This is a genomic window from Streptomyces sp. BR1 (assembly GCF_052373795.1).
Classification (GTDB): domain Bacteria; phylum Actinomycetota; class Actinomycetes; order Streptomycetales; family Streptomycetaceae; genus Streptomyces.
Window position 1 is genome coordinate 1,825,274 of the sequence record NZ_CM126252.1, and the last position, 13,069, is coordinate 1,838,342.

The 13,069-nt window shown below is 69.8% G+C and carries 12 protein-coding genes; 4 read left to right on the forward strand and 8 right to left on the reverse strand.

The features are described 5' to 3' along the window. The first annotated feature begins 122 nt into the window (after positions 1-122). Positions 123-1,457 (forward strand): 4-aminobutyrate--2-oxoglutarate transaminase, encoded by a 1,335-nt coding sequence (gabT, locus tag ACT1U9_RS07480; RefSeq protein WP_444537584.1) that lies wholly within the window; start codon positions 123-125, stop codon positions 1,455-1,457. Between the two features lie 123 nt (positions 1,458-1,580). Beyond that, entirely contained in the window at positions 1,581-2,387 is an 807-nt protein-coding gene (locus ACT1U9_RS07485; protein WP_444537585.1) for a phosphatase PAP2 family protein, read from the forward strand. A 1-nt stretch (position 2,388) separates the two neighbouring features. On the opposite strand, the gene ACT1U9_RS07490 is transcribed toward ACT1U9_RS07485, so the two are convergent. From ACT1U9_RS07490 to ACT1U9_RS07520, 7 genes are all read right to left on the reverse strand, one after another. Continuing rightward, positions 2,389-2,841 (reverse strand): hypothetical protein, encoded by a 453-nt coding sequence (locus tag ACT1U9_RS07490; protein WP_444537586.1) that lies wholly within the window; start codon positions 2,839-2,841, stop codon positions 2,389-2,391. Positions 2,842-3,073: 232 nt separating this feature from the next. Next, positions 3,074-4,495 (reverse strand): NAD(P)/FAD-dependent oxidoreductase, encoded by a 1,422-nt coding sequence (locus ACT1U9_RS07495; protein WP_444537587.1) that lies wholly within the window; start codon positions 4,493-4,495, stop codon positions 3,074-3,076. A gap of 37 nt (positions 4,496-4,532) precedes the next feature. Beyond that, complete coding sequence (locus ACT1U9_RS07500) at positions 4,533-5,327, reverse strand: ABC transporter permease (RefSeq protein WP_444537588.1); 795 nt, start codon at positions 5,325-5,327, stop codon at positions 4,533-4,535. Further along, complete coding sequence (locus ACT1U9_RS07505) at positions 5,327-6,247, reverse strand: ABC transporter permease (RefSeq protein WP_444537589.1); 921 nt, start codon at positions 6,245-6,247, stop codon at positions 5,327-5,329. The genes ACT1U9_RS07500 and ACT1U9_RS07505 overlap by 1 nt, the downstream gene beginning before the upstream one ends. Continuing rightward, positions 6,244-7,398, reverse strand: coding sequence for an ABC transporter ATP-binding protein (locus ACT1U9_RS07510; RefSeq protein WP_444537590.1), 1,155 nt, complete (start codon positions 7,396-7,398; stop codon positions 6,244-6,246). The genes ACT1U9_RS07505 and ACT1U9_RS07510 overlap by 4 nt, the downstream gene beginning before the upstream one ends. A gap of 60 nt (positions 7,399-7,458) precedes the next feature. Then, positions 7,459-8,709, reverse strand: a complete 1,251-nt coding sequence (locus ACT1U9_RS07515; RefSeq protein ID WP_444537591.1) for a polyamine ABC transporter substrate-binding protein — start codon at positions 8,707-8,709, stop codon at positions 7,459-7,461. Positions 8,710-8,786: 77 nt separating this feature from the next. Continuing rightward, on the reverse strand, positions 8,787-10,328 hold the full coding sequence (locus ACT1U9_RS07520) for a gamma-aminobutyraldehyde dehydrogenase (protein WP_444539031.1): 1,542 nt from the start codon (positions 10,326-10,328) through the stop codon (positions 8,787-8,789). A 181-nt stretch (positions 10,329-10,509) separates the two neighbouring features. On the opposite strand from ACT1U9_RS07520, the gene ACT1U9_RS07525 reads away from it, so the two are divergent. After that, positions 10,510-11,058: an NADAR family protein gene (locus tag ACT1U9_RS07525; RefSeq protein WP_444537592.1), complete on the forward strand. Its 549-nt coding sequence runs from the start codon at positions 10,510-10,512 to the stop codon at positions 11,056-11,058. A gap of 135 nt (positions 11,059-11,193) precedes the next feature. Here ACT1U9_RS07525 and ACT1U9_RS07530 read toward each other — a convergent pair whose 3' ends face one another. Then, entirely contained in the window at positions 11,194-11,916 is a 723-nt protein-coding gene (locus ACT1U9_RS07530) for a DUF4190 domain-containing protein (protein ID WP_444537593.1), read from the reverse strand. Positions 11,917-12,034: 118 nt separating this feature from the next. Here ACT1U9_RS07530 and ACT1U9_RS07535 point away from each other — a divergent pair, with 118 nt between their 5' ends. Continuing rightward, on the forward strand, positions 12,035-13,066 hold the full coding sequence (locus tag ACT1U9_RS07535) for an adenosine deaminase (RefSeq protein WP_444537594.1): 1,032 nt from the start codon (positions 12,035-12,037) through the stop codon (positions 13,064-13,066). The last annotated feature ends 3 nt before the right edge of the window (positions 13,067-13,069 follow it).

Genomic DNA, 13,069 nt, shown 5'->3' on the forward strand with positions numbered 1-13,069 from the left:
CGCGAAGGACAAGGACACACCCGCACCACTCCCCAACGGAGCATGCCCGCACCACCCCGCGGCCCCTAGCCTGCGAAGAAAGCCAGGAAGCGTCCAAAAACAGATCATCCAGGGAGCCCCTCATGAGCACCATCCCGCAGGAGCGCCGCATCGTCACCGCCATCCCCGGCCCGAAGTCGCAGGAGCTGCAGGCCCGCCGCCTGGAGACGGTGGCCGGCGGCGTGGGCTCCGTGCTGCCCGTCTTCACCGCGCGCGCGGGCGGCGGCATCATCGAGGACGTCGACGGCAACCGCCTGATCGACTTCGGCTCCGGCATCGCCGTGACCAGCGTCGGCGCCTCCGCCGAGGCCGTCGTGCGCCGCGCCGCCGCCCAGCTCGCGGACTTCACCCACACCTGCTTCATGGTCACCCCGTACGAGGGTTACGTAGAGGTCTGCGAGCAGCTCGCCGAGCTGACCCCGGGCGACCACGCCAAGAAGTCCGCGCTGTTCAACAGCGGCGCCGAGGCCGTCGAGAACGCGGTCAAGATCGCCCGTGCGTACACCAAGCGCCAGGCCGTCGTCGTCTTCGACCACGGCTACCACGGCCGTACGAACCTGACGATGGCGCTGACCGCCAAGAACATGCCGTACAAGAACGGCTTCGGCCCGTTCGCGCCCGAGGTCTACCGTGTCCCGGTCGCCTACGGCTACCGCTGGCCGACCGGTGCCGAGAACGCCGGCGCCGAGGCGTCCGCGCAGGCCATCGACATGATCAGCAAGCAGATCGGCGCCGACAACGTCGCCGCGATCATCATCGAGCCGGTGCTGGGCGAGGGCGGCTTCATCGAGCCGGCCAAGGGCTTCCTGCCCGCGATCGCCCAGTTCGCCAAGGACAACGGCATCGTCTTCGTCGCGGACGAGATCCAGTCCGGCTTCTGCCGCACCGGCCAGTGGTTCGCGTGCGAGGACGAGGGCATCGTCCCGGACCTGATCACCACCGCCAAGGGCATCGCGGGCGGTCTGCCGCTCTCCGCCGTGACCGGCCGCGCCGAGATCATGGACGCCGCGCACGCGGGCGGCCTCGGTGGCACCTACGGCGGCAACCCGGTGGCCTGCGCGGGTGCGCTGGGCGCGATCGAGACCATGCGCGAGCTGGACCTCAACGGCAAGGCCAAGCGCATCGAGGAGGTCATGAAGGGCCGCCTCGCCGCCATGGCCGAGAAGTTCGACATCATCGGCGACATCCGCGGCCGCGGCGCCATGATCGCCATCGAGCTCGTCGAGGACCGGGACGGCAAGAAGCCGAACGCGGCCGCCGCCGGCGCGCTGGCCAAGGCCTGCCACGCGGAGGGCCTGCTGGTCCTGACCTGTGGCACCTACGGCAACGTGCTGCGTTTCCTGCCGCCGCTGGTCATCGGCGAGGACCTGCTCAACGAGGGTCTCGACATCATCGAGCAGGCCTTTTCCACGCTGTGAGCATGATCTGAGGACGCGCTGACCGGAGCCGTGACCACGGCCTGTGAAGAAGGTGTGCGGGGGCGATGGCGGGATGGAGTGCCGCCTGTCGGTCCCCCGCTCACTGCCGTACGGTTTCTGCAGATGAGAGAAACACCTCGCCCGCAGGAAACTGCGGGCGGCTCCAGGGCGGCGCATCCCCAGCCTCGTTCTGGTCGTGCCCTCGCGCACACCGCTGGAGCCTCCGGCTCCGGAACTCCTCACCGATCGGACGGCCGTACGCCCCACACCCCCCGGGGCGCACGGCACACCGGTCGAACCGGCCGTCCCGGAACCTCCCCCCCTGTTCCGGGACGGCCAGCTTTCCTCTTTTCCGCGCTCGCGGTCCTCACCGCCCTGTTCGCGGTGATCACCTGGCAGGTCGTCGCCGACGGTCCGCTGCGCCGCCTCGACGAGCGCGTCGACCATCACCTCGCGGGCCGCGGCCCCCAGCCGCCGGCGCAGGTCCTCGCCGACCTCGGCAGCATGCCCGTCGCGCTGCCGGTGCTCGCGCTCGCCCTCGGATACGCGCTGTGGCGCGGCGCCCGGGCGACCGCGCTGATCGCGGCGCTGACGATGGCGGTGGTGCCCGCCCTGATCGTCCCGCTGAAGACGTGGACCGACCGCGCGGGACCGCTGACAACGGACACCGGTTACTACCCGTCGGGCCACACGGCCACCGCGATGGTGGCGTACGGCGCCTCGGCGCTGCTCCTCACCTCGTACGTACGCAGACGATGGGTGCCGCCCGTCGTCGCCGGGGTGCTCACGGTGGCGACGGGCATCGGTCTGGTGCTGCACGGCTACCACTGGCCGCTGGACGTGCTGGCGAGCGGCTGCCTGTGCGGGGTGCTGCTGATCGTCGGCTCCCTGGGTATGCGTCGACGTTCGACGAGGGCCGCGGTGAGGTGATTCAGTCCCGGTCCTCCCGGGCGATACGGGCCGCGGCCTCGTGCATCGCGAGTTCGAGCAGCGTCGGGTCGGTGAGGTTGCCCGAGCCGTCCGGCGGGATCAGCCAGCGCACGCCGCCGGAGACCCGGCCCGGGTACGGCACCACGATCCAGGTGCCCTGACCGGCCCCGCGCACCCCCGTGCCGAGCCAGCGCGCGGCCGTGCCCGGCGGCACGAAGAACCCCAGGCGCGCGTCGCCGAAGTCGGCGAGCACGGGCCCGGGGCGGTCGATGAGCCGGGTCAGTACGTCGAGCGTGGGGTGCCCCAGCTCGCCCGGCAGGATCAGTACGTCCCAGCGCCTGCCGGCGGGGAGGAGAGCGACCCCGAGGGGGTTGCGCTCCCACTCCCACCGGCAGGCGTCGGGATCCGGCGCGACGGATGCCAGCCACTCCACTGCCGTCTTGGCTGCGCTCATCACCCGGGCTCCTTCCGTGAGTGCGGTTGCTGTCACGGGTGGAGAGGGGGGTGTGGCCCGGCTATGACGCGGGTTTCGCTACTTGTTGGTAGTGAATTGGGGCGCGTCATGATCCGCCGGTTGTGCGCCGGGCGCTCCGCGGGGTGCGGGGACTTTTGGCTGCGGACCGTGGGGGCTGGTCGCGCAGTTCCCCGCGCCCCTTACGGGGCGCCTCCCCAGGGCGATCAATAGATCAACTGTCGAAGCCCAGCCCCGCCCTGTCCATCGCCTTCAGCCACAAGTTGCGCCTGCCTCCGTTCGCGTCCGCCCTCGCCAAGGCCCACTTCGTGATGCCGATGCCTGCCCAGGCCACCGGCTCGGGCGGGAACGGGAGGGGTTTTTTGCGGACCATCTCCAGCTCCGTGCGTTCGGTGCGCTCGCCCGAGAGCAGGTCGAGCATCACGTCCGCGCCGAAGCGGGTCGAGCCGACGCCGAGGCCGGTGTATCCGGCGGCGTAGGCGACCCTGCCGCCGTGGGCCGTGCCGAAGAAGGCCGAGAAGCGCGAGCAGGTGTCGATCGCGCCGCCCCAGGTGTGGCTGAAACGCAGCCCTTCCAACTGCGGGAAGCAGTCGAAGAAGTGCTCGGCCAGCTTGAGGTAGGTCGCCGGGCGGTCGTCGTACTCGGCCCGCACCTTCCCGCCGTACTTGTACACCGCGTCGTAGCCGCCCCACAGGATGCGGTGGTCGTCGGTGATCCGGAAGTAGTGGAACTGGTTGGCCGAGTCGCCCAGGCCCTGCCGGTTCTTCCAGCCGATCGACGCCAACTGCTCGGCGTTGAGCGGCTCGGTCATCAGCGCGTAGTCGTAGACCGGCACGGTGTACGCGCGCACCCGCTTGACCAGGGACGGGAACACATTGGTGCCGAGCGCCACGTGGCGGGCGCGGATGCGTCCGTACGGGGTGCGCACCGCCATGCCCGGGCCCGCCGTCACCAGGTCGAGGCCGGGGGTGTGTTCATAGATCCGTACGCCCAGTTCCAGACAGGCGCGCTTGAGGCCCCAGGCGAGCTTGGCGGGGTGGAGCATGGCGACGCCGCGCCGGTCCCAGAGGCCGCCGAGGAAGGTCGGCGAGTGGACCTCGGCCCGCATCGCGTCCCGGTCCAGGAGTTCGAGCCCCTCGAAGCCGAGCCCGACCGCCTCCTCGTACATCTCGTGGAGCTCGTCCATCTGGTGCGGCTCGGTGGCCACGTCGATCTCGCCGGTGCGCTCGAAGTCGCAGTCCAGTGCGTAGCGGGCGACGGCCGCCTCGATGGCGTCGAGGTTGGCCGCGCCGAGCCGTTCGAGGGTGGGCATCTCGTCGGGCCAGCGGGCCAGGCCGTTGCCGAGGCCGTGGGTGAGGGAGGCGGCGCAGAAGCCGCCGTTGCGGCCGGAGGCGGCCCAGCCGATCTCCTTGCCCTCGATGAGCACGACATCGCGCTGGGGGTCGCGCTCCTTGGCCAGGAGCGCGGTCCACAGTCCGCTGTAGCCGCCGCCGACGACGAGCAGATCGCACCGCTCGTCGCCCGCGAGCGCGGGGTGGGCACCGGGCCTGCCCGGGTCCTCCAGCCAGAAGGGGACGGGCTGGGCGTCCGTCAGTGATCGGGCTGCGGCACTGCTCATGGCTCGGGTTGCGGCCATGATTTCCAACTCCCTCGAAGGGCTCGGCAGTTATTGCTTAGGCTTTGGCACCTTTGTTGCGCCGGTTGGCGACGAGCTGGCCGGCGACGACCACCACCACGGCGATGACGAACATCGCCGTACCGATGACATTGATCTGAACGGGCGTGCCCCGCTGTGCGGATCCCCAGACGAACATGGGAAACGTCACGGTGGAGCCCGCGTTGAAATTGGTGATGATGAAATCGTCGAAGGAGAGCGCGAAGGCGAGCAGCGCGCCCGCGACGATTCCGGGGGCGGCGATCGGCAGGGTGACCCGGACGAACGTCTGGACCGGTCCCGCGTACAGGTCGCGCGCGGCCTCCTCCAAGCGCGGGTCCATCGACATCACGCGCGCCTTGACCGCCGTCACCACGAAGCTCAGGCAGAACATGATGTGCGCGATGAGGATGGTCCAGAAGCCGAGCTGCGCGCCCAGGTTGAGGAAGAGCGTCAGGAGCGATGCGGCCATGACGACCTCGGGCATCGCCATCGGCAGGAAGATCAGCGAGTTGATCGCGCCGCGCGCCCGGAACCGGTAGCGGACCAGCGCGAAGGCGATCATCGTGCCGAGCACGGTCGCGCCGACCGTCGCCCAGGTCGCGATCTGCAGCGAGAGCGAGAGCGAGCCGCACATGTCGGCGACGCCGCAGGGGTCCTTCCAGGCGTCGGTGGAGAACCGCGTCCAGGAGTAGTTGAAGCGCCCGTTCGGCTTGTTGAACGAGAACACCATCACGACGACGTTCGGCAGGATCAGATACGCCAGGGTCAGCAGTCCCGCGATCACGATCACATTGCGTCGGAGCCAGCGCATCAGACCAGGTCCTCCGTCCCGGCTCGGCGGATGTAGACGGTGACCATCACCAGGACGATCGCCATCAGGATGAAGGAGAGGGCGGCGGCCGTCGGATAGTCGAGGACCCGCAGGAACTGCGACTGGATGACGTTGCCGACCATCTTCTGGTCGGTGGAGCCGAGCAGTTCGGCGTTCACGTAGTCGCCGCTCGCCGGGATGAAGGTGAGCAGCGTGCCCGAGACGACACCCGGCATGGAGAGCGGGAACGTCACCTTGCGGAAGGTGGTCGCGGGGGTCGCGTACAGATCGCCGGCCGCCTCGTGCAGCCTCGGGTCGATGCGTTCGAGCGAGGTGTAGAGCGGCAGGATCATGAACGGCAGGAAGTTGTACGTGAGTCCGCAGACCACCGCCATGGGCGTGGCGAGCACGCGGTTGCCCTCGGTCCAGCCCAGCCAGTTCGTCACGTCGAGCACATGCAGCGTGTTGAGCGCGTGCACCACCGGCCCCCCGTCCGCGAGGATCGTCTTCCAGGCGAGGGTGCGGATCAGGAAGCTGGTGAAGAACGGCGCGATGACGAGCACCAGGATCACATTGCGCCAGCGGCCCGCCTTGAAGGCGATCAGATACGCGAGCGGATACCCCAGCAGCAGACACAGCAGGGTCGCGGTGCCCGCGTACAGCAGGGAGCGCACGAACTGCGGGTAGTACTCCTTGAAGGCGTCCCAGTACGTCTGGAAGTGCCAGGTGACCTGGAAGCCCTTCTCCAGGGAGCCGGTCTGCACCGAGGTGGAGGCCTGGTAGACCATCGGCAGCGCGAAGAAGACGATCAGCCAGAGGATGCCGGGCAGCAGCAGCCAGTAGGGCACCAGGCGCTTGCGCGCCGACGCCTTGCGTACGGGGAGGTCGGCGGCCGGGGGCGCCTCGGTCAGGGCGCTCACGCGGCGTCCTCGACTTTCTCCACGCCCGCGTCGATCGCCTGCGCCGCGTCCAGGCCGAAGGTGTGCGCCGGGTTCCAGTGCAGGACGACCTCGGCGCCGGGAACGAGTCCCGCGCGCCTCTCGACGTTTTGCTCGTAGACGGCGAGGCCCGCCCCCGCCGGTGAGTCGATGACGTACTGCGTGGAGACGCCGATGAAGGAGGAGTCGACGATCGTGCCCGGGACGCGGTTGCGGCCGTCCGCTATCGAGGACTCGTCGTCGCGGTGGGCCAGCGAGATCTTCTCGGGGCGCACCCCGACGAGGATCTTGCCGCCGTCGGTGGCGGGGGCCGGACATCGCCCGCCGGGCAGCGTCAGCTTGGCGCCGCCCGCCGTCACCACGACGTCCTCGCCGCTCTTGGCGACGACCTCGGCCTCGATGAGGTTGGAGGTGCCGAGGAAGTTCGCCACGAACGTGGTCTTCGGGTTCTCGTAGAGGTCGGCGGGGGCGCCCAGTTGCTCGACGCGTCCGCCGTTCATCACCGCGACCGTGTCGGCCATGGTCATGGCCTCCTCCTGGTCGTGGGTGACATGGATGAAGGTGATGCCGACCTCGGTCTGGATGCGCTTGAGCTCCAGCTGCATCTGGCGGCGCAGCTTGAGGTCGAGGGCGCCCAGCGGTTCGTCCAGGAGCAGCACCTGGGGGTGGTTGATGAGCGCGCGGGCGACCGCCACGCGCTGCTGCTGGCCGCCGGAGAGCTGGTGCGGCTTGCGCTTGGCGAAGTCGCCGAGCTGGACGAGCTCCAGCATGTCGTCGACCTGCTTCTTCACCGACTTGATGCCCCGCCGGCGCAGCCCGAAGGCGATGTTCTCGCTGACGTCGAGGTGCGGGAAGAGCGCGTACGACTGGAAGACGGTGTTCACCGGCCGCTTGTACGGCGGCAGATCGGTGACGTCCTTGTCGCCGAGGAAGACGGTCCCGGTGGTGGGCTCCTCCAGTCCGGCGATCATGCGCAGGGTGGTGGTCTTGCCGCATCCGGAGGCGCCGAGCAGGGCGAAGAACGAGCCCTGCGGGACGGTCAGTTCGAGCGGATGGACGGCGGTGAACGAGCCGTACGTCTTGCTGATCCCGGTGAGGCGGACGTCGCCGCCGTCGTTCTTGTCGTCAGTCATGGGTTGCGATCCCAGGGGTGGTGAGGGCTGAGGGGAGGGGGTGGGGCGCGGGCGCCGCTGTCACGCGCCGATGAGCTTGGCGAACTTCTGCTCGTACGAGGTCTCCTCGGCGCTGCTCAGCGAGCGGAAGGAGCGGGCCTTGGCGGTCATGGCCTTGTCGGGGAGGATCAGCGTGTTCTCCGCCAGCTTCGGATCGATCTTCGCCAGCTCGTCGCGCACACCGTCCACGGGGCAGACGTAGTTGATGAACGCGGCGAGCTTGGCCGCGACCGGCGGCTCGTAGTAGTAGTCGATCAGCCGCTCGGCGTTGGCCTGGTGGCGGGCCTTCGCGGGGATGAGCAGGTTGTCGCTGGAGAGCATGTAACCGGCCGCCGGGACCGCGTACTTGATGTCCGGGTTGTCGGACCGGAGCTGGGTGATGTCGCCGCCCCACGCCACGCACGCGGCGAGGTCGCCCTTGTCCAGGTCGCCGGTGTAGTCGTTGCCGGTGAAGCGCCGGATCTGCTTCTTGTCGACGCCCTTCTGGAGCCGCCCGATCGCCGCGTCGAAGTCCGCGTCGGTGAAGTTCGCCGGGTCCTTGCCCATGTCGAGCAGGGTCATCCCGACCGTGTCGCGCATCTCGGTGAGGAAGCCCACCCGGCCCTTCAGCGTCGGGTCGTCGAGCAGCTGCGTGATGGAGTCGACCGTCTTGCCGCCGGTCGCCTTGGAGTTGTACGCGATGACGGTGGGGATGCCGGTCCAGGGATACGAGTACGCCCGGCCCGGGTCCCAGTCGGGGCTGCGGAAGGCGGCGGAGAGGTTGGCGTAGGCGTGCGGCAGCAGCGTCGCGTCGAGCTTCTGCGCCCAGCCGAGCCGGATGAGCCGCCCGGCCAGCCAGTCGGTGAGCACGATGAGGTCGCGGCCGATGTCCTGGCCGGCCGCGAGCTGCGGCTTGATCTTGCCGAAGAACTCGACGTTGTCGTTGATGTCCTCGGTGTACTTGACCTGGATCCCGGTGCGCTTGGTGAACGCCTCCAGCGTCGGCCGGTGCTTCTTGTCGTCGCTGACATCCATGTACTCGGTCCAGTTGGAGAAGTTGATCTCCTTCTCGCTGGCCGAGTGGTCGTTCGACGCCGCGGCCGTGCCGTCCGACCGCTTGGCCGCCGGGATGCCGCAGGCGGTGAGCCCCGCCAGCGAGCCCACGGTGAGCGCGCCGAATCCGGTGGCGCGCAGCACCGAACGGCGGGTGAGCGCGCCCCGGCCGCTGGTCAGCGTGCGCCGTATGGCGGCCGCCTGGGCCGCGGAGAGGCGGTCCGGCTCGTACTGCTCCATGCGCTGTATGCCCTTCCGGGTGGAGGTGCCGGCCGCTGGTCGGGCGCCCGGCACGCGGCGGAGCCGCAAGCGGATAGTTATCGGTCCCCGAAGATCGTGCGGTGCCAGTCCTTGGCCGCCACCGCGGTGTTGTCGTACATCACATGCTTGACCTGCGTGTACTCCTCGAAGGAGTAGGCCGACATGTCCTTTCCGAAGCCGCTCGCCTTGAAGCCGCCGTGCGGCATCTCGCTGATGATCGGAATGTGGTCGTTGACCCAGACGCAGCCCGCCTTGATCTCCCGCGTCGCCCGGCCCGCCCGGTAGACGTCCCGGCTCCAGGCGGAGGCGGCCAGGCCGTACGGGGTGTCGTTGGCGAGCGCGATGCCCTCGTCGTCGGAGTCGAAGGGCAGCACGACCAGGACCGGCCCGAAGATCTCGGACTGGACGACCTCGCTGTCCTGGGCGGCGTCCGCGATGAGCGTCGGAAGATAGAAGGCGCCGTCGTGGTCGGGCGCCGCGCCGCCGGTGACCACGCGCGCGTAGGCGCGGGCACGGTCGACGAAACCGGCGACCCGATCACGGTGGACATGGCTGATGAGCGGGCCGAGGTCGGTCGCCGGATCGAACGGGTCGCCGACGCGGACGGTCGCGAAGAGGTCCGCGACTCCGGCGACGAACGCGTCGTAGAGCGGCCGCTGGACGTACACGCGCGTGGCGGCGGTGCAGTCCTGGCCCGAGTTGATGAGGGAGGCGGCGACCGCGCCGTGGACGGCGGCTTCGAGGTCCGCGTCGTCGAAGACGACGAAGGGGGCCTTGCCGCCGAGTTCCAGGTGCAGGCGCTTGACCGTGGCGGTGGCGATCTCGGCGACCCGCTTGCCGACCGGGGTGGAACCGGTGAACGAGGTCATCACGACGTCGGGGTGCCCGACCAGATGCTCACCCGCGTCCCGCCCGGCGCCCGAGACGATGTTGACGACGCCGTCCGGGATCCCGGCGGCGGTCGCGGCCTCGGCGAAGAGCAGCGAGGTCAGCGGGGTGATCTCGGCGGGCTTGAGGACGATGGTGTTCCCGGCCGCGATCGCCGGGAGCACCTTCCACGCGGCCATCTGCAGCGGGTAGTTCCAGGGTGCGATGGACCCGACGACACCGATGGCCTCACGGCGTACGTACGAGGTGTGGTCGCCGGAGTACTCGCCCGCCGACTGCCCCTGGAGGTGGCGGGCGGCTCCCGCGAAGAAGGCGGTGTTGTCGATCGTGCCCGGGACGTCGAACTCCCGGCTCAGCTTGACCGGCTTGCCGCACTGCAACGACTCGGCCTGCGCGAACTCCTCGGCGCGCTCGGCCAGTACGGCCGCGAAGCGGTGCAGCGCGTCCGAGCGCTCGGCCGGGGTCGCGCCCGACCAGCCCGGGAACGCCTCCTTGGCGGCGGCCACGGCCGCGTCCACATCGGCGGTGCCCGCCAGTTCGTACGTGTACACCGTCTCGCCGGTCGCCGGGTTCACGACCTCCTGCTTGCGCCCGGAGGTGCCCGGCCGCAGGCGCCCGCCGATGTACTGCGCACCGGCCTCGAAACGGTCCTGCGCCGGGAAGCGTCCGGCGCGCTCGCTGCTGCTGTCGCCGCTGCTGCTGTTGCCCATCTCGCTCACGGTCTCCGTAGCTCCAGCTCGATTTGAGTGCCGATCCTGACAGAGCGGCATCTGACCAACAAGTGATTCCGTTGTTGCCTTTTGGTTACGCGACGGAATCTGTCGACCATGTGTCGCGTCCGGCTGTAAATACCCGTACGGAATGTCAGTGGCGGCTGGCAGACTCGCGTGCATGGAGAAGATCGACAATTTGATCGCGCAGGTCAAGGATGGTGAGAGGGTCAAGTTCTTGCACTTCTGGGGTCACACGCCCCAGCGGGACGGGAGCCTGGGACCCAGCTGTTTCAGCCAGTGGTGGCCGTCGGCGTTCACCGTGGACGGTGTCGAGTACACGACGGCGGAGCACTGGATGATGGCGTCCAAGGCGCGGCTGTTCGGCGACGCGGCTGCCGAGCGGGCGGTGCTCTCGGCCACCTCCCCCGCCGCCGCCAAGAAGGCCGGACGGCTGGTCCAGGGCTTCGACGACGCGGTGTGGTCGCGGGAGCGGTACGGGATCGTGGTGACGGGGAGCGTCCACAAGTTCGGGTCGGACCCGGCGCTTCGGGGGTATCTGCTGGCCACCGGGGACCGCGTGCTGGTGGAAGCCAGCCCGCTGGACCGGATATGGGGCATTGGGCTTGCGGCCGACGCGCCCGAGGCGGACGACCCCTCGCGCTGGCGCGGGCTGAACCTGCTGGGCTTCGCCCTGATGGACGCGCGGGAGATCCTGCGGGGCGCTTAGTCGCGCGGAAGGTGCCGTTCTTCGACTGCGGGCCGTCTTGGGCTGATCGCGCCCACGCGGCGGAGCCGCAAATGTCACAGCCCCGCGCCCCTTAAAGGAACCCGGGACCGTAAAGGCGCCCGGGGGCCCGGCGTCCTAGACCCCCTCGTCCACCACCAGCGACGTCGCGAACGGGTCGTCGGACGTCGAGGTGTCGTCGGACGTGTCGTCGTGGTGGGTCACCGCCCAGATCACCAGGCCCAGGAAGACCGCGCTGACCGCGATGCCGACCGCGCCCAGGATGATTCCGGCCAGGGACTGGCCGCCGTTGGTGGACTGGCCGCGCTTCGCCCGGCCCCGGCCCAGGAAGCCGAAGATCAGGGCGAGGATGCCCAGGATGATGCCGAGGCCCCAGAGGCAGAACAGGACGATGGAGAGGATGCCGAGGACCATCGCGGTGGTGCCGAAGCCGTTCAGCGGGGCGCCCATACCGGTCCAGCCGGGGTGCCCGTAGCTGTATCCGGGATAGTCCGGGTAGCCGGGGTACGCCGGGTAGCCGTAGCTGCCCGGGACCGCCTGGCCGGGGCCGCCCGGCGCGGTCGGGGGCGGCGGCACGGGACCGGCCCACCCCTGGCCGCCGACCGGAGCAGCCGGGGCCGTGGGCGCGGCAAAGCCCGACGCGGGCGTCGCGTCAGAGGGCGCCGCCGGCATCGACGTGACCGTCGGCTGGTTGTGCACCGGCTGCCCCTGGCCGGTCAGCGGCTGGTCGGTGACCGTCCGGTCGTGGCCCGGCTTGTCCAGCGGAACCTTGTGCTCCGGCGGTGCCCACGGGTCCACGGGCTCGGGGCCCGGGGACGACTGATCGCGGTGGTCTGACATGGGCCTCCCCCATCGTGGTTCCGACATGCTAAAGCTCGCGCCCTCGGCGCGAAGCGCGGGATCCGCCCCGCCTAACATGATCCCCGAAGAGCGAAGCCCCCAGCTTGCGGAGGAAACCATGACCGACCTGCACGCGTTCATCGCGGGCCTGCCCAAGGCCGAGCTCCATGTGCACCACGTCGGCTCGGCCTCACCCCGCATCGTCTCCGAACTCGCCGCCCGGCACGCCGACTCGAAGGTCCCCACCGATCCCGAGGCGCTCGCGGACTACTTCACCTTCACCGACTTCGCGCACTTCATCGAGGTGTATCTGTCGGTCGTGGACCTGATCCGCACCCCGGAAGATGTGCGGCTTCTCACGTACGAGATCGCCCGGGACATGGCCCGGCAGAACATCCGCTACGCCGAGCTGACCATCACCCCGTTCTCCTCCACCCGCCGGGGCATCGACGAGCGCGCCTTCATGGACGCGATCGAGGACGCCCGCAAGGCGGCCGAGCGCGAGCTGGGCACCGTGCTGCGCTGGTGCTTCGACATCCCGGGCGAGGCCGGTTCGGAGGCCGCCGCCGAGACCACCCGGCTCGCCACCTCCGACCGTCTGCGCCCGGAGGGCCTGATCTCCTTCGGTCTCGGCGGCCCCGAGATCGGCGTACCGCGCCCGCAGTTCAAGCCCTTCTTCGACCAGGCCATCGCGGCCGGGCTGCACTCGGTGCCGCACTCGGGCGAGTCCACCGGACCCCAGTCCATCTGGGACGCCCTGAACGATCTGCGGGCCGAGCGCATCGGCCACGGCACCAGCGCCACCCAGGACCAGAACCTCCTCAAGCACCTCGCCGACCACCGGATCGCCCTGGAGGTCTGCCCGACCTCCAACCTCGCGACCCGCGTCGTCACCGACATCGAGCTGCACCCCATCAAGGAGATGGTCGAGGCGGGCGTGCTCGTCACCATCAACAGCGACGACCCGCCGATGTTCGGCAGCGACCTCAACAACGAGTACGCGGTCGCCGCCCGCCTTCTGGAGCTGGACGAGCGGGGCGTGGCCGACCTCGCCAAGAACGCCGTCGAGGCGTCGTTCCTGGACGCGGCCGGCAAGGCGAAGCTCGCCGCCGAGATCGACGAGTACACGGCGAAGTGGCCCGCCGCGTAACGC